Below are 22,987 nucleotides of genomic sequence, written 5' to 3'. Positions count from 1 at the left end.
CCGCGGCCTGCCCGGACCGCATGCGAGCACGTCACACGGACCTGGGCGCCATCCGGCACCGGACCGGGACCCGGGTCGGTCACTTCAGCGCGCGCAGCGCTGCCGCGGTCTCCTCGATGCAGCCCAAGATCTCGGGCGGCTCCTCCGTCGAGACCCAGCGGCTGAAGGCGATCTGAAAGACCGTCACCGCGCTGTGGGCCGCCAGGCCGGCTGCCGGATCGGTCACGCCGCGCGTGCGGAGCGCCTCTGTGGTCGAGTCCACCATCGCCGCCATCTTCAGCAGCTCGCGCTCCTGCAGGGCCGGGTTGGCCGAGATGATGCGGGAGCGGCGAACGGCGTGGTCGCGTACGTCCGAGAGCAGGTCCGCGCCGGCGACCACTCCGGCCAGCGCCGCTTCGAGCGGCGAGAGGTCGGCGGGCGCCGCCAGGATCGCGTCGTGCGCCGTCCGCTCCATGGTGGCGGAACCGTCGAAGAGGACCTCGCGCTTGTCGGTGAAGTGCCGGAAGAAGGTGCGCTCGGTGACCCCGGCGCGCTCGGCGATGTCGCCCGCGGTGGTCTGCTCGAAGCCGCGCTCGGCGAAGAGTTCCATCGCGGAGCGGATCATTCGTCCGCGCGCGTCCGGCATCCAGCGACCCATGCTGAGGAGTGTAGCGATGACAGGGACTGACATGGTGTGCTAGCTTCGATGTCATTCACTGACATGCCTGTGGAAGGAAGTCCGTCATGCGCGTCTTTGTCACCGGTGCCTCCGGCTGGATCGGCTCGGCTGTCACCGACGAACTGCTCGCCCACGGCCACAAGGTCGTCGGGCTCGCCCGTTCCGACGAGGCGGCCGCCGCGCTGGAGGCCAAGGACGCCACCGCCCATCGCGGCAGCCTCGACGACCCCGACAGCCTCGCCTCGGCGGCCGGGGCCGCCGACGGTGTCATCCACCTGGCCTTCAAGCACGACTTCTCCGACTACGTCGGTGCTGGGCGCAGCGAACACACCGCCGTCAAGCGGATGCTCGACGCCCTCGAAGGCAGCGACCGGCCCTTCCTGCTCGCCTCCGGGCTCGCCCTGGGCGCCACCGGCAGGCTGTCCACAGAAGACGACGCGTCGCCGTTCCACGGCGCCGACTCAATGCGCGGCGGCAGCGAGAACCTCGCTCTGTCCTACGCCGGGCGGGGTGTCCGTGCGGTCGCGCTGCGCTTCTCCCCGACCGTGCACGGCATGGGCGACCACGGCTTCACCGCGGTACTGACGCAGATCGCGAAGGAACGAGGGGCGGCCGGCTACGTCGGTGACGGCTCGACCCGCTGGGCGGCCGTGCATCGCTCGGACGCCGCGCGGATGGTGCGGCTCGCGCTGGAGAAGGCGCCGGCGGGTTCGCGGATGCACGCGGTGGCCGAGAGCGGTATCCCCTCCCGTGACATCGCCGCAGCCATCGGTGACTACCTGGGCCTGCCGACGGTGTCGGTCGCGCCGGAGGACGCCGAGGCCCACTTCGGCTGGATCGGACGGTTCTTCGGCATGGACGTCGCCTCGTCCAGCGCCCGCACCCAGGAGCTGCTCGGCTGGACGCCGACCGGACCGACCCTCCTCGAGGACATCGCCGCCGGAGCCTATGCGCTGCCGCAGTGACCGTGGGCGGCTCCGGCCGATCGCCCGCTGCCCCGGTCGGGTGTTCACGGGGATTTGGGGGTGTCGGCGAGCCGTCGGCCGTCGCGACCGCCGATGCTCTGGGCCGCCCCGCCGATGAGAGACCTGCCCGTCGGGGATATCGGGCACCCGCCGGGCCGTCCGCCACTCCAGGTGGCGGACGGCCAGGGAATCGGTCCTGGCGAGGGGAGCGCTAGCCAGGGCCGTCCGTCCGCCCGGTGAACCGCTTCGGGCGGGGCGGGTGCCGCGGTGATCCGCCTACGCCGCGTGCCGATCGCCGGGGCTGTCGGGTGGTGCGCGACCTGGTCGAGGCTGCGGCCGTGCGACCGGAACGACCGCCGGCGTCAGGTGGCGACGTGGGCCGGAGCCGGTGCGCCGTCTCCGTTCCCGCGCCGCTACTCTGATGAAGCGTCAGAGAGGGGGCAGGGCGTCCAGTCCGCCCTGCACGAGACGGGCCAGGCGCTCCAGGGCCGGGTCGGCGGTGTCGGCGTCGGAGGCGAGGACGACCTCGTCGCCGTGGTGGGCGCCGAGCGTCATCACCGCGAGCATGGAGGCGGCATTGACCGGGGTCCCGTCAGGCCTGGCGATGGTCACCGGCACGCCGAGGGTGGTGGCGGCCCGGACGAAGATCGACGCGGGGCGGGCATGCAGGCCCTCGGCCCATCCGACGGTGACGCGGCGCTCAGCCATGAGGATGCCTTCCCGGTGCGGCCGTGGCGGCCATGTTGTCTAGACCAGTGTTGCACGGCGGTGCCCGGCCCGCGTACGGAGCGGCCCCGGCGCCCGGCCCCGGATAGCCTGGCCGGGTGGACGAGACTCCGGTACCCGGCGATCCCGAGCGAACCTACCCCCAGCACTGGGAGGCCGACGTCCTCCTGCGTGACGGCGGCACCGCGCGCATCCGCCCCATCAGGCCGGACGACGCGGAGCGGCTGGTGGAGTTCTACGGCCAGGTCTCCGACCAGTCGAAGTATTTCCGCTTCTTCGCGCCCTACCCGAGGCTGTCCGACCGGGACGTGCGCCGGTTCACCCACCACGACTACCTCAACCGGGTAGGCCTGGCCGCCATCGTCCGCGACCGGTTCATCGCCACGGTCCGCTACGACCGGATCGACGCCGACGGACGCCCGGCCGGCGCCGACTCCGGCGCGTCCGAGGCGGAGGTCGCCTTCCTGGTGCAGGACGCCCACCAGGGCCGCGGTGTCGCCTCGGCCCTGCTGGAGCACATTGCCGCGGTCGCCCGGGAACGCGGCATCCGCCGCTTCGCGGCCGAGGTGCTGCCGGAGAACCGCAAGATGATCAAGGTGTTCACGGACGCCGGCTACACCCAGCAGCGCAGTTTCGCCGAGGGGATCGTCCATCTGGAGTTCGATCTGGAGCCCACCGAGGCCTCCCTCGCGGTGATGCGCGCCAGAGAGCATCGCGCCGAGGCACGGTCCGTGCAACGGCTGCTCTCCCCCCGGTCGGTCGCCGTCGTCGGGGCCTCCCGCAACCCCGCAGCCGTCGGCCGCACCCTGCTGCGCGACCTGCTGGCCTCGGGATTCCCGGGAGAGGTCCATGCCGTCAACAGCGCGGCCCCGCCCGGCACCGTGCTGGACGGCCTGCCGGTCCACCGCTCCGTACGGGACATCCCCGGACCGGTCGACCTGGCGGTGCTCGCCGTCCCCGCCGCGGCCGTCCCGGCCACCGTCGCGGACTGCGGGGCGAACGGGGTGCAGGGGCTGGTCGTGGTCACCGCGGGGTACGCCGAGACCGGCCCCGAAGGCCGCGAGGAGCAGCGCGAGCTGGTCCGGCAGGCCCGCGCCGCCGGTATGCGGGTGATCGGCCCCAACGCCTTCGGCCTGATCAACACCGCGCCCGAAGCCCCGCTCAACGCCTCGCTCTCCCCACTGCTGCCCGGCGCCGGAGGCTTCGGCCTGTTCAGCCAGTCCGGAGCCATCGGGGCGGCGCTGCTGGAGAGCGCACACCACCGCTCCATCGGCGTCTCCAGCTTCGCCTCGGTGGGCAACCGTGCCGACGTCTCGGGCAACGACCTGCTGCAGTACTGGGAGGAGGACCCGGCCACCCGGATCGTGCTGCTCTACCTGGAGTCCTTCGGCAACCCCCGCAAGTTCACCCGCATCGCCCGCCGGATCGGCGCCTCCAAACCCGTCGTGGTGGTCAAGGGGGGCCGTCACACCGGCAGCGTCCCGCCCGGACACGCCGTACCGGCCACCGCCTCCGCGCTGCGCGACAGCACGGTGGACACCCTCTTCCAGCAGGCCGGTGTGATCCGGGTGGACACCATCACCGAACTCTTCGACACCGGTGAACTCCTGGCCTACCAGCCGCTGCCGCGCGGCGACCGGATCGCCGTCGTGGGCAACTCCGACTCCCTCGCCCTGCTCACCCATGACGCCTGCCTCAGCGCCGGACTGCGTCCCCGCCCCCCGGTCGACCTCACCACCGCGGCCACCGGCGACCACTTCCGGATCGCCCTGGCCACCGCCCTGGACGACCCCGCCGTGGACGCGGTGATCACGGTGGTCATCCCGCCCATCGGCACCCCGGGCTTCCCCGGCTCCACCCTCTTCGGCACCACCGACGGGGACCCCGAGCTCACCTCCGACGCGCCCGCCGTCGCCGAAGCCCTCAGCGAGGCCACCGACCGGGCGCAGGCCGCCGGCAAGCCGCTGCTGCTCGCCCACCTCGCCCTCGCCGACCTCCCCGCCAGGCTGCGCCGCCGCGACGACGCCGGTGTCCTTCAGCCCGGCACCGTTCCCGCGTACCCCGCGCCGGAACGCGCAGTGCGGGCACTGGCGCACGCCGTCCGCTACGCCGAGTGGCGCCGCGCCACCGTCGCCGCCGAGAGCTCCGCCCGCGTCCCCGAGCTGGACGGCATCGATGAGGCCGCCGCCAGGGCCCGGGTCGAGGCGGCGCTGGCCACCCGCACCGCCGCGGCCGCCCGCACCCAGCCCGGAGCCAGGATCACCCTGGACGACGACGCTGCCGCCGCCCTGCTCGCCGACTACGGCATCCATGTGGTCCGTGCCCTGCCCGCCCCCGACGAGGACACCGCCGCCCGCGCGGCAGCCACCCTCGGCTACCCCGTCGCCCTCAAGGCCACCGCCGGCCATCTGCGGCACCGCCCGGACCTGGGCAGTGTCCGCCTGGACCTGACCGGTGAGGCAGAGCTGCGCCGTGCCCACCGGGAGATGGCCGAACTGCTCGGCAGCGCCACCCAGTCGCAGCTGGTGGTGCAGCCGATGGCGCCGCGCGGGGTGGACACCGTGGTCTCCGCGGCCGTCGATCCCGCGGTGGGCGCGATCCTCTCCTTCGGGATCTCCGGTGCGCCCGCGGAACTCCTCGGCGATGTCGCCCACCGGCTGCTGCCCGCCACCGACCGGGATGCCGCCGAGCTGGTGCGCGAGGTCCGGGCTGCGCCGCTGCTCTTCGGCTGGCGCGGGGCGGACCCGGTGGACACCGCGGCGCTGGAGGAGCTGCTGCTGCGGGTCTCCCGGCTGGTCGACGATCTGCCCGAGGTGGCGTCCGTCGAGCTGGAGCCGGTGGTGGTCGCGCCGCGGGGGCTCACCGTGCTGGCCGCCCGGGTCCGGGTCGCCCCCCAGCCCGCGCGCAGCGACCTCGGCCCCCGCGCCATGTCCACCCTCTGACCGGGGCACCGCCCGGCGCCGGCTCGGCCGGGGTGGCGCTCAGGACCGGCCCGGAACCCGGCCCGGATTCCACCTCGGTACCCGCCCCGGAGCCTGACGCGGGCTATGCCCGTAGGCCCCGCCGGGGCCCCCGGTGAGCCCGGCCGACCGGCCGTAAGTCCACCGGCGGTCATGCCGCCCGTGCTCCGGGCCGGGGTTCGGCCGGGCGTTCGCGGTCCGGGGCCGGGTGTGCGGCCACGCTGTAATCTTTCGGGGCGGCGCAGCCCCCAACTCCCGGACGATCCCGACGCCGCTGTGCCCACGCGGCACGGAACCGCGTCCGGGCATGCCAGGATGGAGATATGGCGAAGACCGGTACGACCACCACGCAGGGCCTGCGCACGGCGATCGAGCGCAGCGGCTACTACCCCGCCCTGGTCTCGGAGGCGGTGGAGTCCGCGGTGGGCACCGAGCCGATCAGCTCGTACCTGGTCCACCAGGAGACCACGTTCGACGCCAACGAGGTGCGACGGCATGTGACCGTGCTGGTGCTGACCGCCACCCGCTTCGTGGTCAGCCACACCGACGAGCAGACCGCCGACGAGACCTCCCCGGTGCCGTATGCGACCACCTCCACGGAGAGTGTGCGGCTGGGCCGGATCTCCTCGGTGGTGCTCAGCCGCGTGGTGGCCAACCCGGAGACGTACACCCCGGGCACCCTGCCCCGCGAGGTGGTGCTCACCATCGGCTGGGGCGCCGTTCAGCGTCTGGACCTGGAGCCCGCGGGCTGCTCCGACCCCAACTGCGACGCCGACCACGGCTACACCGGTTCCGCCACCGCCGACGACCTGTCGCTGCGGGTGAGCGAGGCAGGGGACGGCCCGGAGACGGTCGCCGAGGCGCTGCGTTTCGCCCAGGCGCTCTCCGAGGCCACCGTCGCGCAGGGCGCATGAGGCCGGACCGCACCACCCCATGACGAGTTCGCTCCGCCTACCGCCTCCGTCCGAGCCGTTCGAGATCCTCGACCCCGCGTCGGCGCCCGCGCCCGCGTACGGCACCGCCTCGCTCTCCGACCTGCTGCCCGCGCTCGCCGCCGGGCTCGGGGTCGCGCCCTACTCCGGCGCCGAACCGGGTCTGCTGCTGGAGCCCGCCGACCGGGTGTGCGTGTTCCTGGTCGACGGACTGGGCTGGGAGCTGCTGCGCGCCCACCCCGAGTACGCGCCGTTCCTCACCTCGCTGCTGGGCACCTCCCTGGGCGGTACCGGCAGACCGCTGACGGCGGGTTTCCCGTCGACCACCGCGACCAGTCTGGCGTCGGTGGGCACCGGGCTGCCGCCGGGTGTCCACGGACTGGCCGGCTACACCGTGGTCATCCCCGGCGAGGACCGGCTGATGAACCAGCTGCGCTGGCAGCCGCCGGTGGACCCGCACAGCTGGCAGCCGCACCCGACCGTCTTCGAGCGGGTGCAGCTGTCCGGTGTGGAGACCTGCCAGGTGACCTCGCCGCTCTTCGCCCAGACCCCGCTCACCCGGGTGGCGCTCTCCGGTGGCACCTTCCTGGGCCGCTACACCGGTGAGGAGCGGATGGACCTGGCCGCCGAGCGGCTGGCGGACTCCGACCGTGCTCTGGTCTACACCTATGTCAGCGAGCTGGACGGCATGGGCCACCGGCACGGCGTGGACTCCGACGAGTGGCGGATGATGCTCAACACCGTGGACCGGCTGGTCAGGCGGCTCGCCGAGCAGCTGCCGCCGCGCTCCGCGCTGTATGTCACCGCCGACCACGGCATGATCGACATCGCTCCGGAGGACCGGATCGACTTCGACGAGGACTGGGAGCTGGGCGCCGGGGTCTCGCTGCTCGGCGGCGAGGGCCGTGCCCGGCACGTCTACGCGGTGCCCGGCGCTGCCGCCGACGTGTTCGCGGTGTGGAGCGAGGTGCTGGGGGACCGGATGTGGGTCGCCACCCGGGACCAGGCGATCGAGGCGGGCTGGTTCGGCCCGGTCGTCGAGGAGCGGGTGTACCGGCGGATCGGCGACGTGGTGGCTGCGGCCTGCGCGGACGTCGCGGTGACCGCCTCCCGTACCGAGCCCAACGAGTCCGCGATGGTCGGCCTGCACGGCTCCATGACCCCCGCCGAGCAGCACGTACCGCTGCTGGAGGTCCGCGGCGGCTGACCCGCCGCCGCGCTCCTCCTCCCTCCCGCGTCCTCACAAGAAAGGTTTCCGCACCTCCGATGGCCGAGCTGGTGTTCTTCTCGGGGACGATGGACTGCGGCAAGTCGACCCTTGCCCTGCAGATGGACCACAACCACGCCGCCCGCGGCCGGCAGGGCATCATCTTCACCCGCAACGACCGGGCCGGCGCGGCCACCCTCTCCAGCCGGCTCGGCCTGGCCACCGGAGCGGTCGAGGTGACCGACGACCTGGACTTCCACAGCCATGTCGTCCAGCTGCTCTCCGGCGGCGGCCGGGTCGACTACCTGATCTGCGACGAGGCCCAGTTCTTCGCGGCGCAGCAGGTGGACCAGCTGGCCCGGCTGGTCGACGAGCTGGACATCGACGTCTACACCTTCGGCATCACCACCGACTTCCGCACCAGGCTCTTCCCCGGCTCGCAGCGGCTGATCGAGCTTGCCGACCGGGTCGAGGTACTCCAGGTCGAGGCGCTGTGCTGGTGCGGCTCCCGCGCCACCCACAACGCCCGCACCGTCGGCGGGGTGATGGTGGTGGAGGGCGCCCAGGTCGTCGTCGGGGACGTCGCCGCGAGCAGTGACGAGGTCGGCTACGAGGTGCTCTGCCGCCGCCACCACCGGCGGCGGATGACCGCCGCGGGCGCCCGCGCCGCCGCACTCTCCCCCGACGTACTGCCCTTCGAGTCCGGCGACCGGGACGCCGCCGCCGTCAACTGATCGCGCGTCAGTTTCCTCGCTCCACCAGGGAGAAACGGCCGCCCTCCCGGTCCAGCAGCCGTGCGTAGCGACCGTAGGGGGAGTCCGACGGCTCCACCAGCAGCCGCCCGCCCAACTCCACGGCCCGCTGCACCGCCTCCTCCACGTCGGTCACCGCGAAGTAGACCCGCCACCGGGGCGGCCCGCCGCGCAGCTCCGTCGCCCCCCTGATCCCGGCCACCACGCTGCCGTCCACCATCAGCACCGCGTCCGGGCCCCGCCGCTCCACGGCCTGTCCGAAGACCGAGCCGTAGAAGAACGCGGCTCCGTCGAGGTCGGGGGTGATCAGCTCCGTCCAGGACGGCGCACCGGGCACGTCCACCGCCTGCCAGCCCGAGTGCTCCTGACCCTCCCACACCCCGAACACCGCCCCCGACACATCGGAGGCGATCACCAGCCGGCCGGCGCCCTCCGCCTGCACGGGGCCCACGGCCACCGTGCCGCCGCACTCGCGGATGCGCTGTGCGGTCCCGTCGGTGCTGTCGGCCGCGAAGTAGGTGGTCCACTCCACGGGGAAGCCGGCCGGTGCCACGCCCAGGCCGGCCACCGGCGCCCCGTTCAGCGTCGCGCGCACATAGGGGCCGAGCCCGGTCGGGCCGCCCTTGAACTCCCAGCCCAGCAGGGCTCCGTAGAACTCCCCGGCGGTGTCGAGGTCGCGGGCCATCAGGCTCACCCAGCAGGGGCTCCCCTGGGCGGACAGGGTTCTGGCATCGGTCATCTGCAGGCTCCTCCAGGGCGTACCGGCCGGCGTACGTGGACACCGGGACGGATGGTGCCATCATCCGCCCGTCCGCTCCCCGGGCCGCGCTGGGCACCCGGGCAAAGAGCGCGAAAAGAACGACTTGCGAAGAACGCCATCCTAGAAGCCACATGCTTGAGGGCATCTGCAGGGGACGGTCGTGCGGCGTGCGAGGAGCGGTGAACGAGGAACCGTGAACAAGGAAACCGGAACAAGGAAACCTGAACAAGGAACCGTGAACGACGAACGGTGTGCGACAGGCGGTGTGACACGGCGTCCACACCGTTGACCGCGCGGTGTCGCCGCCGCGGAGCACAATGTGGCCATGGACAGCCACCAGACTCCCTACCCCCTGATCACGGCGGGCGAACTCGCCGAGGCCCTGCGGAGCCCCGTGCCTCCAGCGCTGCTCGATGTCCGCTGGCAGCTCGGAGGCCCGCCCGGAGAGCAGGAGTACCGCGCCGGGCACCTGCCCGGCGCGCACTACGTCGACCTCGACCGGGAGCTCGCCGCGCCGCCCGGGGCGCACGGCCGCCATCCGCTGCCCGACCCCGGGGTGCTGGCGCAGGCGCTGCGCCGGGCCGGGGTGTCTGCCGGACGGGACGTGGTGGTGTACGACGCCGGGCCGGCCACCTCCGCGGCGCGGGCCTGGTGGCTGCTGCGCTGGGCCGGACACCCCTCGGTGCGGGTGCTCGACGGCGGCCTGGCCGCCTGGACCGCGCAGGGGCTGCCGCTGTCCACCGACACCCCCGGCCACGGGAACGGCGACTTCACCCCGGTGACCGGGGGGATGCCGGTGCTGGACGCCGACGCGGCAGCCCGGCTGGCCCGCTCGGGGCTGCTGCTGGACGCACGTGCGGGGGAGCGCTACCGGGGCGAGGTGGAGCCGGTCGACCCCAGGGCCGGGCACATCCCGGGTGCGGTCAGCGCGCCCACCACGGGCAACCTGATGGAGGACGGGCGGTTCCTGCCCGCGGAGAAGCTCGCCGCCCGCTTCCGCGACCTCGGTGTGGCCGGCACCGAGACCGGCGTCTACTGCGGTTCAGGAGTCACCGCCGCACACCAGGTGCTGGCACTGGAGGCGGCAGGGTTCCGGGCGGCCCTCTACCCCGGCTCCTGGAGCGAGTGGAGCGCGGACCCGGCCCGCCCGGCGGCCACCGGACCGCTGCCCGGCTGATTCCCGGCCTGCCTCGGCGCGGGACCCCCGGCTCACACCGGGCCCCTCGCACCCGGGGGAGGAGCGGCCGGGCCCCGGGGCCCCGGGCGCAGCTGCGGCGCGGGACCCCGCACCGGGGTTCCGCGCCGCAGCCGTCCGCTCAGTCCTGCTTCTTGCGGCGGCTGCCGAAGACGATCTCGTCCCAGCTGGGCACCGTGGCCCGCCGCCCCGGACGCACCCCGTCCGCCTCCGCTTGCCGGTCGGTGGTCCCGACCAGCCGGTCGCGGTGCGGGGAGACCGCCCGCGGCATCAGGATGTCCGCGTACGCCGAGCCGGCACCCGCACTGGCCGCAGGAGCCGCCGCGGGCTCCTCCGCCGCCTCCTGCTCCGCCGTCTCCTCCGCGGGACCGACCACGAGGTCGCCCCGGAAGTTGGGCACCACATCCAGCAGGCTGGTGAGCGAGTCGCGGGCCTCGGCCACCGGACGCTCCATGATCCGGTCCGCGGAGGGCCGCTCCAGTGCGGGCCGGGCGGTGCGCTCCTGCGGCAGCCGGGCGATCCGCGGCACGAACGGGAAGACCGGGTCCTCGCCGCCGCGCTCCGGGGACTCGCCGATCAGCGCCCGGGCCTCGTCGTCGTTGGGCTGCACCAACCGGCGTGGCGGGTCATAGGTCCAGCCGGCGCTGCGCACCTCGCCGTCGGCGCGGTACTGCAGCACCACGTCCCAGGTGCCGTCGTCGCGCCGCCAGGAGTCCCAGCGCTCGCTGTCCTTCTCGGCGCCGCGCAGGATCAGACGCTCCATCACCGCGTCACCGAGCTGCGGACCGGTGGACTCGCCGTGCCGGCGGATGGGAGTCTTGCGCGCCCGCTCCGCCATGAACGCCCGCTCCGCCAGCACCGGACCCTCGAAACGGCGGACCCGGTCCACCGAGATCCCGGCCAGCTGGGCGACCTCCTCCGCGGAGGCTCCGGCACGTATGCGCGCCTGGATGTCGCGGGGGCGGAGGTGGCTCTCCACCTCGATCTCGATCTGCCCCAGCCGGGGACGGTCGCCCCGGATCGCGGCACGCAGCCGCTCGTCGATGGGAAGGGTGTACTCCGTGCTGTCGGCAGCCTTGAGCACCAGCCGTGTGCCGTCATTGCTGACAGCCACGACACGCAGTTCGGGCACGGTTACCTCCCGGGTGGTGCCTGCCGACGTCACCTGCGTCGCTGCTCCCGTAACGAGTGTGGCCTGCCGACGGGCGGCTGGCCACAACATTGCAGACTTCTCCGGCGTGTCGGACCTTGGCCTCGGCACGCCCTTGTGGCACGGTTACCTCTTTGCGACACCGCCGGTCGGCGCCGCACCGGTTCACTCCCGCTCGTGCACCGGGAGCCGGCGGCCCCGGGACGAGTGCCGCCCTCCATCTCCTCCGCCGTCCGCCCTGCCGCCGGGTGGCGGGTTGTCGGGCAGCCTGCGGCCAGGCTCCACGAACAGTACTCCATTCGTGGCGCCGCGGAGGCTCGGCTCGCCGCTCAAGTCTCCCGCGATTCCGTGGAATCTCAAGGGCCGCCACTCCGATGGCCGACCGCCGACCGGTGGACGGTGATCATCTTCACATCTTTCGGCCAAATGGAGCGCAGTATTCGCCACCACTGTCCTTCATTGCGGACAGACTGCACATGGAATCGGTCAGTCGCCGAGGACCCTGCGAAGATAGCCGTTACCGAACCGGCGTTCGGGGTCCACCCGGTCGCGCAGCGCGAGGAAGTCTCCGAACCGCGGGTACACCGACGTCAGGTACTCGGCGTCGCGGGTGTGCAGCTTCCCCCAGTGCGGACGGCCCTGATGTGCCGTCATGATGCGCTCGACCGCCGAGAAGTAACCCGGGTCGGTGGTCCCCCGGTACAGGTGGACCGCGATGTAACAGGTGTCCCGGCCACCGGCGGTGGAGAGCCACAGGTCGTCCGCGGGGGCGACACGCACCTCCACCGGGAAGCTGATCCGCCAGTCGGAGCGCTCCACCAGCTCCCGCAGCTCCCGCAGCACCTCGGTGGCGGCGGCCCGCGGCACCGCGTACTCCATCTCGATGAAGCGCACCCGCCGCGGGCTGGTGAAAACCTTGTACGCGGTGTCCGTATAGCTGCGCTCCGACCAGGCCCGGCTGGCGACCTGCGCGATCGCCGGAATGGCAGCCGGGAAACGCCGGCCCACCCGGCAGACGCCCTCCCACACCGTGTTTGACAGGAACTCGTCGTCCAGCCACTCCCGGAACCGCGGAAGCGGGGTGGCGGGCCCCTGACTGCGGTTGTTCCGCTTGGTGCTGCACCGGTCGGTGTGCGGGAACCAGTAGAACTCGAAGTGCTCGTTCACCGCCGCCAGATCCTCGAAGTCCGCCAGCACCTCGTCGAAGCGCATCGGCTTCTCATGGGCGGTGAGCAGGAACAGCGGCTCCACCCCGAAGGTGATCGCACTCACCACGCCCAGCGCCCCCAGACCCAGCCGGGCGCCCTGGAAGAGCTCGGCGTTCTCCTCGGCGGAGCAGGTGGTGACCGTACCGTCCGCCAGCACGATCTCCAGCTCGCGGATCTGCGCCGCCAGCGAACCCGAGTCGCGGCCGGTGCCGTGGGTTCCGGTGCTGGTCGCCCCGGCGACGGTCTGCACCATGATGTCGCCCATGTTGGTGAGCGAGAGCCCGGCCGCTTCCAGCACCCGGTTGAGCTGTTCCAGCGGCAGCCCCGACTCCACGGTGACGGTGCCCGCCTCGCGGTCGATCCCGCGTACCGCGGTCAGCAGGTCCGGCCGCACCAGCACCCCGGACTCGGCCGAGGCTATGGAGGTGAAGGAGTGCCCCGAGCCGACCGCCTTGACCGTCAGCCCCTCGGCCGCGGCCTGCCGCACCGCCTCCGCCAGCTCGGCGGTGGAGGCGGGTGCGACCACCCTGGCCGGACTGGCGCTCTGGTTCCCCGCCCAGTTCGTCCAGCGGGCCCGCTCAAGGATGGTGCTGCGGCTGCGGCTCCCCGACTCCGACACGCTCTGCCTCCTGCTCCTGCGCCGACCGCAGCCGGCGCGACCCGAGGAACGCCGTGACCGCGGCGACCAGGGCGGCCGTCACGGGTACCCAGTACCCGGTCGACGCCCCCGCCCGGTCCACCGTCCACCCGCCGACCGACGAACCGGCCGCGACTCCGACGGCCAGTCCGGTGATCGTCCAGGTCAGTCCCTCGTTGAGCTTGGCGGCGGGTACGAGCCGCTCCACCATGCCCATGGTGGTGACCATGGTCGGGGAGATCGACAGCCCGGCGACGAACAGCGCCACCGCCAGGGCCACGAGGTTTCCTACCAGTAGGAGCGGGAGCATACTCACCGCCATCACCGACACGCCCACCAGGAAGCGCCGGGACATGGGGCCGGTGGGCCGCAGCGCCCCGAAGACGATCCCGGCCACCCCCGACCCGCAGGCGTAGACCGCCAGCACCACGCTGGAGAGCGCCGTGTGGCCGTGCTCCTGGGCGAAGGCCACGGTCACCACCTCGACCGAGCCGAAGATCCCGCCGGTGGCGACGAAGGTCAGCACCACCACCTGCAGCCCCCGGCTGCGGATCGCGGAACCGCCCTCGTGCTGCTCCCGTGGGTGCACCGGCGGCTCGGTACGCCGCTGCGCGGTGAACAGCAGCGTCCCCACCGTCAGGAAGACCCCCGACAGCAGCACCCCCGCCTCGGGGAAGAGCGAGGTGGCCAGCCCGATGGAGAGGATCGGCCCGACGATGAAGCAGACCTCGTCCATCACCGCCTCGAAGGCGTACGCGGTGTGCAGCTTCGACGGATCGCCGCGGTACAGGTGGGCCCAGCGGGCCCGCACCATCGACCCCACGCTGGGCATCACGGCCATCCCCGCGGCGCTCGGGAAGAACGTCCAGTCCGGCGCCCCGAGCCGGGCGCAGAGCAGCATCGCGGCCGTCGCCGCCATGCTCAGCGCGACCGCGGGCAGCGACACCCGCCGCTGGCCGTACCGGTCCACCAGCCGTGAGACCTGCGGGCCCAGCGCCGCGGCCGCCAGCGCCAGGGTCGCCGAGACCGCCCCGGCCAGGCTGTAGCTGCCCCGCAGCTGGGCGAGCATCGTGACGATGCCGATGCCGGTCATCGAGATGGGCAACCGGGAGACCAGGCCGGTGGTGGAGAAGGCCAGACTGCCGGGTGCGGCGAAGATCTGGCGGTAGGTCGACAGCAGGGACGGCACGGGTGCTCCGCGTGTAAGGAATGTGGCTGGCCCACACAGCTTACGTAGCACGGCAAACGATTTGCCTGACGAGCCCTGCCGTGGCAGCGGAGCCGCGCAGTGGCAGGATCGGTGTCATGTCCGACTCGCGCACACCCGGCGGCGCCCTGAACGACGTCGCGCCCTACGACGCCCTGCTGCTGCTCTCCTTCGGCGGGCCCGAGGGCCCGGACGACGTGGTGCCGTTCCTGGAGAACGTCACCCGCGGCCGGGGCATCCCCAGGGAACGGCTGGCCGAGGTGGGGCAGCACTACTTCCTGTTCGGCGGTGTCAGCCCGATCAACGAGCAGAACCGCGAGCTGCTCGCCGCCCTGCGCAAGGAGTTCGAGAGCCACGGCCTGGATCTGCCCGTTCACTGGGGCAACCGCAACTGGGCTCCCTATCTGGTGGACACCCTCCGGGAGCTGGCGGCAGCCGGTCACCGGCGCATCCTCACCCTCACCACCAGCGCCTACGCCGGCTACTCCGGCTGCCGCCAGTACCGGGAGAACCTCGCCGACGCCCTGGCGCAGCTGCGCGAGGAGGGCGCGCCCGAGCTGCGGATCGACAAGCTGCGGGCCTACTTCAACCACCCCGGGTTCGTCGGGCCCATGGTGGAGAACACCCTGGAAGCCCTGGCCGAGCTGCCGGAGGAGGTGCGGGACACCGCCCACCTCGTCTTCACCACCCACTCCATCCCCACCGCGATGGCCGAGACCTCCGGCGCGCCCGACGACCCCGCCCGGGGCACGCCCGGCGGCGCCTACGTCGCCCAGCACCTGGACGTCGCCCGCCTGGTTGCGGGCGCGGTCGCGGAGGCGACCGGGATCATCGGCCGCCCCTGGGAGCTCGTCTACCAGAGCCGCAGCGGCGCCCCGCACATCCCCTGGCTGGAGCCGGACGTCTGCGACCACCTGGAGGCCCTGCACCGGGAGGGCGCCCCCGCCGCGGTCATGGTGCCGATCGGCTTCGTCTCCGACCACATGGAGGTCAAGTACGACCTTGACACGGAGGCCCGCGCGAAGGCGGAGGAGCTCGGTCTGCCGGTGGCCCGTGCCGCGACCGTGGGCTCGGACGCCCGGTTCGTCGCCGCGGTGCGCGAACTGGTGCTGGAGCGTGCGGCCGGTGAGCGGGGCGCCAGTCCCGCCCGGTGCGCCTTCGGGGCGCTGGGCGCGGCCCATGACGTCTGCCCGGCCGACTGCTGCCCCAACCCGCGGGGCCCGCGGCCCGCCGCGGCCGGCGCCTGAGCGCTCCGGCCCCGCGCCGCCGGCGCCGGTCCGCGCCTGTCCCCGCCCGCGACCGTCCCTGCGTCCGCCCCTGTGTCCGTCCGTCCCTGTGCCTGCTCGTGCCGGTGCCCGTCGTGCCGGTGCCCGTCCGTGCGTCCGCCCCTGTAGGAACCCGTCCCTGGAGGACCGCCCCATGAACCCGCTCCATCGCGAGCTTCTCGACATCGCCCTGGAAGCGGCCCGGGAGGCCGGTGCGCTGCTGCGCGACGGCCGCCCGGCGGACCTCGGGGTGGCCGCCACCAAGAGCAGCCCCGTGGACGTGGTGACCGAGATGGACACCGCCTCGGAGAAGCTGATCGTGGAGCTGATCTCGGCCCGCCGTCCGGACGACGGCATGCTCGGCGAGGAGGGCGCCAGCCGCTCGGGCACCACCGGTGTCCGCTGGGTGTTCGACCCGTTGGACGGCACGGTCAACTACCTCTACGGCCTGCCCGCCTGGGCGGTCAGCATCGCGGCGGAGGTGGACGGCCGGGCGGTGGTGGGAGTGGTGGCGGTGCCGGAGCGCGGCGAGACCTTCCAGGCCGTGGTGGGTGACGGCGCGTACCGCAACGGGCAGCGCATCACCTGCCGTCCGGCGCCCCCCTTGGGCCAGGCCCTGGTCTGCACGGGCTTCAACTATGTGCAGCACGTCCGGGACCACCAGGCGGAGGTGGTCCGGGCCCTGATCCCCCAGGTGCGGGACATCCGCCGCGGGGGCGCCGCGGCGGTCGACCTCTGCGATGTCGCCTGCGGCCGTCTGGACGCCTTCTACGAGCGCGGCCTCCACCCGTGGGACATGGCCGCGGGGGTGCTGATCGCCCGCGAGGCGGGCGCGGTATCGGGCGGCCGGCCGGGCCTGGAGCCTTCCGGTGAACTCACCGTCACCGCCGCGCCCGGGGTCTTCGAACCGCTCCAGGGGCTACTGGAGGACCTGGGAGCCTGGCACGACTGACCCGCGCGCCCCAAGCCGCGCCGCCGCCACAGCGGCGCGGCACGTACGGGTACGCCGCCCAGGTTGCGGCACGGCGCCCCCGACCGTGGGCGGCCGGAGTGGGCCCGCAACACGCGTAGAGCCGTCGGACGTGCGAGACCCCGGACGACGCAGCGGCGCGTCCGGGGTCTCCTCGGTGTGCGGGTGGTGCTCAGGCGGTCCTGGGCAGCGCCTCGCCTGCTGCCACGCTGACGCCGTGCTCGGCCGCCAGCCGGCGCAGATCGTCGAGTTCGGACTGCTCGACCTCGGCCAGGAAGTCGTCACCGGACTCCAGGGCTCGGTTGAGATCCTGCTCGGTCTTCCGTATGCGCTGCAGGATGCCGGCGGTGAAGGCGTCCATCGGCAGACCCCCTATGGGATGTCGGGCGACCCCGGGCTTTCGGGATACGGCGTGGGGACCGGGGAGTGCTCCACCAGGTGGCGGCTCCCGGTACGGTCCCGGCCTCGGAGGCCGTGACCGCGAACGTTATGTCCCTCACCCGGTGCGGAGTGCCGCACAGCGGGCGGGTGCGATACGCCGCCGGACGGCGTGATCGCGGGTTGCAGTCGTCCTCCCCACCCCGAAGCTCAGGGAAACCTCAAGTGCCGGGGAAATGCCGAGAGCCCCTGCCGTACCGGCCGGGCCGACCGCGTTCGCTGAGGTCGCTGCGTTCTCGTGGATGCCCGCTTACCACTGCTTTACACCTCGAAGAGGCAGGATGGTGACACCGTCGGAGCCGTCCGTCCGGCCGCCGGGCCCCCCGGTCCCGCAGCCCGGACGCCGGCCTGCCCGTGTGTGCAGGCACGCAGGGACGGACCCGGCGGACCGGATCGCACAGCCGGGGGCGGTGGCCGCCACCACCCCCGGCCTCGAAGGGAAGGAAGGCCGCCGTGCGGGTACTCGTCGTCGAGGACGAGCAGCTGCTCGCCGAAGCCGTCGCCACCGGACTGCGCCGCGAGGCGATGGCGGTGGACGTGGTGTACGACGGCGAGGCCGCCCTGGAACGGGTCGGCGTCAACGACTACGACGTGGTCGTCCTGGACCGCGACCTGCCGCTGGTGCACGGCGACGACGTCTGCCGGGCCGTGGTCGACTCGGGTCTGCCGACCCGGGTGATCATGCTGACCGCCGCGGGCGACATCAGCGACCGGGTGGAGGGACTGGAGCTCGGCGCGGACGACTACCTTCCCAAGCCGTTCGCCTTCAGCGAACTGGTGGCCCGGGTGCGGGCCCTCGGCCGCCGCACCACGGCCGCGCTGCCGCCCGTACTGGAGCGCTCCGGCATCTCCCTCGACCCCGGCCGCCGCGAGGTCACCCGTGACGGCCGCCCCGTGCAGCTGGCACCCAAGGAGTTCGCGGTGCTGGAGGTGCTGCTGCGTGCCAACGGCGCGGTGGTCTCCGCCGAGCAGCTGCTGGAGAAGGCCTGGGACGAGAACACGGACCCGTTCACCAATGTCGTCCGGGTCACCGTGATGACACTGCGCCGCAAGCTCGGGGAGCCCGCCGTGATCGTCACGGTGCCCGGCTCCGGCTACCGGATCTGACAGGGGACGACCATGGCCACCCCACCGTCCGCCCCGACCGGCGGTTCCACCGCCGTGCCCCGCCGTGACCCCGTTCCGACGCCGCCGCATCCGGACCACCCCCCGCGTCCCGCCGAGCCGCCCAGGACGCCCGAGACCTACTACCCGGGCGCCGGGCTGCGCTGGCTGCCCTTCCGCCCGACGATCCGGATCAGGCTGACCCTGCTCTACGGCGGGATGTTCCTGATGGCCGGGGTGCTGCTGGTGCTGGTGATCTACATGCTGGCCCGCCAGGCGCTGCAGACCGGCGCCCAGCTGCCGATGACCACCATCCCGGAGAACACCGTGGTGGTGAACTCGCAGACCGGGCAGTCATGGACCCCGCACCAGTTCCAGGAGCAGATCGCCGCCTGGCAGTCCCAGGCCCAGCACGCCGCCCTGGAGACCCTGCTGCGCAAGTCCATCACCGTCCTGGTCGGACTGGCGGTGGCCGCCTTCGCCCTGGGCTACGCGGTGGCCGGCCGGGTGCTCCGCCCACTCGGCAAGATCACCCGTACCGCCCGTGAGGTGGCCGGATCCGATCTGCACCGCCGGATCGAGCTGGACGGCCCGGACGACGAGCTCAAGGAGCTGGCCGACACCTTCGACGAGATGCTGGACCGGCTCGACCGGTCCTTCGACTCGCAGCGCAAGTTCGTCGCCAACGCCTCCCACGAGCTGCGCACCCCGCTGGCGATCAACCGCACCCTGCTGGAGGTGCAGCTCTCGGACCCCGAAGCCTCGCCGGACGTGCAGCAGCTCGGCAAGACCCTGCTGGCCACCAACGAGCGCAGCGAGCAGCTGGTGGAGGGCCTGCTGCTGCTCGCCCGCAGCGACAACGAGTTGGTCGACCGGCGCCCGGTGGAGCTCTCCGAGGTGGCCTCCCAGGCCCTGGAGCAGACCCGGACGGAGGCCGCGACCCGCCAGGTGGAGCTGCGGGCCGCGCTCGGCGCCGCGACGGTCTCGGGGAACGGCGTGCTGCTGGAGCGGATCGCGCTCAACCTGATCCAGAACGCGGTGCGCTACAACGTGCCCGACGGCTGGGTGGAGGTCTCCACCGAGGTGGTCCCGGGCGGGGCCGGGGAGCTGGTGGTGTCCAACACCGGTCCGGTCATCCCCGGGTACGAGATGGAGCACATCTTCGAGCCGTTCCGGCGGGTCAAGAGCGCCGAGCGGACCCGCAGCGACAAGGGGGTCGGACTGGGGCTCTCCATCGTGCGCTCGGTGGTACGGGCCCACGGAGGTGCCATCGAGGCCGTTCCGCGGCCCGGAGGCGGACTCCAGATGCGGGTGCGCATTCCCGGGGCCTGAGAGGCCCGCCGACGGCCCTGGAGCCGTCCTGCGCCCCCGGAGGTGCCGACGCGCCTCCGGGGGCGCCGTCATGCCCGCCAGGGATCGTGACGCAGCCGCTTGTCATTTCCGGCGGCTTCAACTTACGGTGGCGTAACCTACGGCCCCGTAGGTACGTCCCTGCCTACCCAGGAGCCCGCCCCCGTGACCATTGCCCCCGCACACCCCAGCGCATCCACCGCCTGGACCGACGTACGGCTGCTGCACGCCCTGGAGGAGGTCGTCGAGCAGGAGCTCAACCGCCACCTCAAGGTCGCCAAGGAGTGGATGCCGCACGAGTACGTGCCGTGGAGCCGGGGGCGCGACTTCGACGGGGTGATGGGCGGCGAGGCCTGGTCCCCGGAGCACTCGGGGCTCACCGACGTCGGCCGGGTCTCCCTGGTGGTCAACCTGCTGACCGAGGACAACCTCCCCAGCTACCACCACGAGATCGCGACCATGTTCGGCCGGGACGGCGCCTGGGGGACCTGGGTGCACCGCTGGACGGCCGAGGAGGGGCGCCACGGCATCGCGATCCGCGACTACCTGCTGACCGCCCGCGCCGTCGACCCGGTGGCGCTGGAGCGGGCGCGGATGGACCACATGTCGGCCGGCTTCGAGTCCGACAACCGGCACAGCATGCTGCACTCGGTGGCGTACGTCGCGTTCCAAGAACTCGCCACCCGGATCTCCCACCGCAATACCGGGACCTTCTCCGGCGACCCGGTGTGCGAGCGGATGCTGGCCCGGATCGCCACCGACGAGAACCTGCACATGGTCTTCTACCGGAACCTGCTGCTGGCCGCCCTGGAGATCGCCCCGGACCAGGCCATGCGCGCCGTCGCCGACGTGGTGACCGGCTTCCGGATGCCGGGCCACGGAATGCCGGGCTTCGAGCGCGCGGCGGCCCAGATCGCCATCGGCGGCGTCTACAACCTGCGCATCCACCTCGACGACGTGCTGCAGCCCGTTGTGCGCTATCTGAAGGTGATGGAGCGGGGAGACCTCGGCCCCGAGGGAACGCGCGCCCAGGAGGAGCTGGGGGCGTTCCTGGACGGCCTGGACACCCAGGCGACCCGCTTCGACGAGCGGCGCGCCGCCCTGCTGGCACGGAGGGCAGCCCGGGGACCGGCGTGATTTCTCACCCTTTGTCCGGACAGCACGGTATGGTGAGTAAGGTCACAGTCCCTGACGGGGAGTGACCGTACGAATGCGCTTCGCCAGCGACGCTGCGCCGGACAATATCACCCAACGTGACCAGGAATCGCCCCCCGCACTCCCCCCGGCGGGGCGGCTTGATCGGCAGGGCCCGGGATTAGGGGCTTTCGCGGCGGTTTCCGGTGAGACGTTTCCCCAGGCCATCATCACGGTAAGTGTGCAGTGGGACCTGCGCGGCAGCACCCCCGCAGCCCCCCGTGACCCTCCACCGACACCGGATGCGATCACCTCTTCGGGGGTGCGGTTGGGTGTCGATTGAGTAACAGGCCTTGAAGTAAGGCAAAATCTCCGCCTCGGGTCGGGCACAAGACCGGCCCCCCATGCGTTACGTGCGCTGGAGATACCGCAGACACCCGGAGGGGGAGTGCGAGATGGCAACCGACTACGACACCCCACGCAAGACCGATGACGACCTCAACGAGGACTCCATCGAGGAACTGAAGGCCCGCAGGAACGAGAAGTCGTCGAGCTCTGTCGACGTCGACGAGTTCGAGCAGGCGGAAGGGCTGGAACTGCCCGGCGCAGACCTCTCAAACGAGGAGCTGTCCGTCCGGGTGCTGCCGCGCCAGGCGGACGAGTTCACCTGCATGAGCTGCTTCCTGGTCCACCACCGGAGCCAGCTGGCCTCGGAGAAGAACGGCAACCCCATCTGCCGGGACTGCGCCGCCTGATCGGCGGGTAACCGGAGAGTCATGGCACGCATCCGGAGACTCAGCAGCGCCGACTGGTTCCGGAAACCCGGACCGGAGGCAGGTGAGGTCGCCGATCGGGCGGCCGAAGAGGCGGCGGACGAGATTGCGTCGATCGCCGCGGAGATGGAGCAATGGGACGGTACCGCCGAAGCGGAGCCGTCCCACCGTCGCGAGCGAGGCCGGCAGCGTCTGGCCTCGCTCGCAGGCGCACTGGCCGGAGTGCTCGGGCGCGGCGGGCGCACCGCCGCACAGGGCACCGTGCTCGGCGTACGCACCCTTGCGGACCGGCTGCTCGACGCCGCCCCCCGCATCCCGGTGCGCGATCTGGCGACCCTGCGTGCCCAGCACCCGGGGGCGACCGACCCCGAACAGCTCGCCGACCGGCTCACCGCCGGGGCCGTCAAGGCATCGGCCGGCATCGGGGCCGGCGTGGGAGCCGTCGCCATGCTCCCCACCCCGCCCGCCATGGCGGTGGAGATCGCCGCGGAGACCCTGGCGGTCGCCGGCATCGAGGTCAAACTCATCGCCGAACTGCACGAGGTGTACGGGATGCGCGCCCAGGGCGGCGTCACCGACCGGGCCAGCGCCTATGTCAACGCCTGGACCAACCGCCGGGGCATCGACCTCACCAGGCCGGTGGGCATGGCCGCGCTGCGTCTCAGCGGCGAGCTCAAGCAGCAGCTGCGCCGCCGGCTCACCCGCAGCACCCTGCGCAAGGTCCCCACCCTGACCCCGCTGCTGATCGGCGCGGGCATCGGCGCCACCATCAACAGCCGCGACACCCGCAGGCTCTCCGACCAGGTCCGCAACGACCTGCGCAGGAGGGTCCCCCCGGACCCCGGCTACTGGGCCCGCGCCCAGCCCCCGGAAACTCCCTCACGGGCCCGCTCCCGGCCGCGCTGACTCAGCCGGGCCGCTGCCCCGCGCGGGCTGCCTCCAGGGCCGCAGCGAGCTGCTCCGGGGCGCGCGTGGACAGGTACAGGTACGGCGTCGGATCCTGCGGATCGCTGACCTCCACCCGCAGCGCCGTCGGCACATAGCTGCGCAGCAGCATGAACGCGCGCGGGTCCGCCTTGGCCGTGCGCCATGCGACGGTCTCCGCGCGGTCCAGCGGCCAGGCCTGGCCCAGCGCCTCCACCGGCACCCGGGCCTCCCCGGCGACCAGCGAGCCCTGCACCACCCGGATACGGGCCGACCCGTAGCTGCTCAGTGCCGCGGCGCTGAGCACCACTCCCGCGACCAGTCCGATCGCGGCCGGGACCGGCCCGAAGCGCAGCAGGATGAGTCCGAGGCAGATGCCGGTCGCGACCGGAAGCAGCCACCAGGACCGGGGCGCGGTGAGGCGTTCGTCGTACATGGCTCCATTGTGGGCGTCCCCGCCCGGAACCCGGCGTCCGGCCCCGCTGCGGCCTGCCCCCGCACACCGCCGCGCCCGCCGCGGTGTGCGGGTGAGCCGGGCCGGGCGGCCGGAGGTAGGGTCAACGCCTGTGACCGGACCAACTGCACCAGGGGCGGAAGGCCGACGGGGCGGTAGCGAGGCCGAGGCACGGCCCGCGACCACCCCGCCGCCCGACGCCCGGCCCCCCGTACGCC

The 22,987-nt window shown here is 73.0% G+C and carries 21 protein-coding genes; 13 read left to right on the top strand and 8 right to left on the bottom strand.

Annotation, left to right across the window (positions count from 1 at the left end; translation table 11 throughout):
• Positions 1-79 precede the first annotated feature (79 nt).
• Positions 80-637 carry a TetR family transcriptional regulator gene (locus tag AOK09_RS05145; protein WP_055585913.1) on the bottom strand — a complete coding sequence of 186 codons (558 nt, stop codon included), beginning with the start codon at positions 635-637 and terminating at the stop codon, positions 80-82.
• 86 nt (positions 638-723) lie between these two features.
• Between AOK09_RS05145 and AOK09_RS05140 the strand changes: the two genes are divergently transcribed.
• Complete coding sequence (locus AOK09_RS05140) at positions 724-1,623, top strand: SDR family oxidoreductase (RefSeq protein ID WP_055585912.1); 900 nt, start codon at positions 724-726, stop codon at positions 1,621-1,623.
• A 429-nt stretch (positions 1,624-2,052) separates the two neighbouring features.
• On the opposite strand, the gene AOK09_RS05135 is transcribed toward AOK09_RS05140, so the two are convergent.
• On the bottom strand, positions 2,053-2,331 hold the full coding sequence (locus tag AOK09_RS05135) for an HPr family phosphocarrier protein (protein ID WP_055585911.1): 279 nt from the start codon (positions 2,329-2,331) through the stop codon (positions 2,053-2,055).
• A gap of 116 nt (positions 2,332-2,447) precedes the next feature.
• Here AOK09_RS05135 and AOK09_RS05130 point away from each other — a divergent pair, with 116 nt between their 5' ends.
• From AOK09_RS05130 to AOK09_RS05115, 4 genes are all read left to right on the top strand, one after another.
• Positions 2,448-5,291 carry a bifunctional acetate--CoA ligase family protein/GNAT family N-acetyltransferase gene (locus tag AOK09_RS05130; protein ID WP_055585910.1) on the top strand — a complete coding sequence of 948 codons (2,844 nt, stop codon included), beginning with the start codon at positions 2,448-2,450 and terminating at the stop codon, positions 5,289-5,291.
• 341 nt (positions 5,292-5,632) lie between these two features.
• Positions 5,633-6,223, top strand: coding sequence for a DUF5998 family protein (locus AOK09_RS05125; RefSeq protein ID WP_055585909.1), 591 nt, complete (start codon positions 5,633-5,635; stop codon positions 6,221-6,223).
• Between the two features lie 19 nt (positions 6,224-6,242).
• Positions 6,243-7,448, top strand: coding sequence for an alkaline phosphatase family protein (locus AOK09_RS05120; protein WP_055585908.1), 1,206 nt, complete (start codon positions 6,243-6,245; stop codon positions 7,446-7,448).
• A 59-nt stretch (positions 7,449-7,507) separates the two neighbouring features.
• Entirely contained in the window at positions 7,508-8,182 is a 675-nt protein-coding gene (locus AOK09_RS05115) for a thymidine kinase (protein ID WP_055585907.1), read from the top strand.
• A gap of 7 nt (positions 8,183-8,189) precedes the next feature.
• On the opposite strand, the gene AOK09_RS05110 is transcribed toward AOK09_RS05115, so the two are convergent.
• Positions 8,190-8,939, bottom strand: coding sequence for a VOC family protein (locus AOK09_RS05110; protein ID WP_055585906.1), 750 nt, complete (start codon positions 8,937-8,939; stop codon positions 8,190-8,192).
• Positions 8,940-9,285: 346 nt separating this feature from the next.
• Between AOK09_RS05110 and AOK09_RS05105 the strand changes: the two genes are divergently transcribed.
• On the top strand, positions 9,286-10,137 hold the full coding sequence (locus AOK09_RS05105; protein WP_055585921.1) for a sulfurtransferase: 852 nt from the start codon (positions 9,286-9,288) through the stop codon (positions 10,135-10,137).
• 139 nt (positions 10,138-10,276) lie between these two features.
• On the opposite strand, the gene sepH is transcribed toward AOK09_RS05105, so the two are convergent.
• From sepH to AOK09_RS05090, 3 genes are all read right to left on the bottom strand, one after another.
• The gene (gene sepH / locus AOK09_RS05100) at positions 10,277-11,320 is read right to left on the bottom strand and encodes a septation protein SepH (RefSeq protein WP_055585905.1); all 1,044 of its coding nucleotides are present in this window, start codon (positions 11,318-11,320) and stop codon (positions 10,277-10,279) included.
• Positions 11,321-11,791: 471 nt separating this feature from the next.
• Complete coding sequence (locus AOK09_RS05095; protein ID WP_055585904.1) at positions 11,792-13,132, bottom strand: D-arabinono-1,4-lactone oxidase; 1,341 nt, start codon at positions 13,130-13,132, stop codon at positions 11,792-11,794.
• Positions 13,092-14,330: an MFS transporter gene (locus AOK09_RS05090; RefSeq protein ID WP_055585920.1), complete on the bottom strand. Its 1,239-nt coding sequence runs from the start codon at positions 14,328-14,330 to the stop codon at positions 13,092-13,094. The genes AOK09_RS05095 and AOK09_RS05090 overlap by 41 nt, the downstream gene beginning before the upstream one ends.
• 125 nt (positions 14,331-14,455) lie before the next feature.
• Here AOK09_RS05090 and AOK09_RS05085 point away from each other — a divergent pair, with 125 nt between their 5' ends.
• Together AOK09_RS05085 and AOK09_RS05080 are read left to right on the top strand one after the other, a co-directional pair.
• Positions 14,456-15,604, top strand: a complete 1,149-nt coding sequence (locus AOK09_RS05085; RefSeq protein WP_055585903.1) for a ferrochelatase — start codon at positions 14,456-14,458, stop codon at positions 15,602-15,604.
• Positions 15,605-15,776: 172 nt separating this feature from the next.
• Positions 15,777-16,574, top strand: a complete 798-nt coding sequence (locus tag AOK09_RS05080) for an inositol monophosphatase family protein (protein WP_055585902.1) — start codon at positions 15,777-15,779, stop codon at positions 16,572-16,574.
• A gap of 190 nt (positions 16,575-16,764) precedes the next feature.
• On the opposite strand, the gene AOK09_RS05075 is transcribed toward AOK09_RS05080, so the two are convergent.
• Complete coding sequence (locus tag AOK09_RS05075; protein WP_055585901.1) at positions 16,765-16,953, bottom strand: hypothetical protein; 189 nt, start codon at positions 16,951-16,953, stop codon at positions 16,765-16,767.
• Between the two features lie 530 nt (positions 16,954-17,483).
• On the opposite strand from AOK09_RS05075, the gene AOK09_RS05070 reads away from it, so the two are divergent.
• From AOK09_RS05070 to AOK09_RS05050, 5 genes are all read left to right on the top strand, one after another.
• Positions 17,484-18,137: a response regulator transcription factor gene (locus AOK09_RS05070; protein ID WP_055585900.1), complete on the top strand. Its 654-nt coding sequence runs from the start codon at positions 17,484-17,486 to the stop codon at positions 18,135-18,137.
• A 12-nt stretch (positions 18,138-18,149) separates the two neighbouring features.
• Positions 18,150-19,466 (top strand): sensor histidine kinase, encoded by a 1,317-nt coding sequence (locus tag AOK09_RS05065; RefSeq protein WP_079062766.1) that lies wholly within the window; start codon positions 18,150-18,152, stop codon positions 19,464-19,466.
• A gap of 183 nt (positions 19,467-19,649) precedes the next feature.
• A complete protein-coding gene (locus tag AOK09_RS05060) occupies positions 19,650-20,621 on the top strand; it encodes an acyl-ACP desaturase (protein ID WP_055585899.1) in 972 nt (323 codons plus the stop codon).
• Between the two features lie 452 nt (positions 20,622-21,073).
• On the top strand, positions 21,074-21,373 hold the full coding sequence (locus tag AOK09_RS05055; protein WP_055585898.1) for a DUF4193 domain-containing protein: 300 nt from the start codon (positions 21,074-21,076) through the stop codon (positions 21,371-21,373).
• Between the two features lie 21 nt (positions 21,374-21,394).
• Positions 21,395-22,297, top strand: a complete 903-nt coding sequence (locus tag AOK09_RS05050) for a hypothetical protein (RefSeq protein ID WP_055585897.1) — start codon at positions 21,395-21,397, stop codon at positions 22,295-22,297.
• Between the two features lies 1 nt (position 22,298).
• On the opposite strand, the gene AOK09_RS05045 is transcribed toward AOK09_RS05050, so the two are convergent.
• Positions 22,299-22,751 carry a DUF3093 domain-containing protein gene (locus tag AOK09_RS05045; RefSeq protein ID WP_055585896.1) on the bottom strand — a complete coding sequence of 151 codons (453 nt, stop codon included), beginning with the start codon at positions 22,749-22,751 and terminating at the stop codon, positions 22,299-22,301.
• Between the last annotated feature and the right edge of the window lie 236 nt (positions 22,752-22,987).

This window comes from Peterkaempfera griseoplana (assembly GCF_001418575.1).
GTDB classification, from domain to species: Bacteria; Actinomycetota; Actinomycetes; order Streptomycetales; family Streptomycetaceae; genus Peterkaempfera; species Peterkaempfera griseoplana.
Note: the sequence above shows the minus strand (reverse complement) of the source record. Positions and strands in the feature narration are given on the sequence as shown.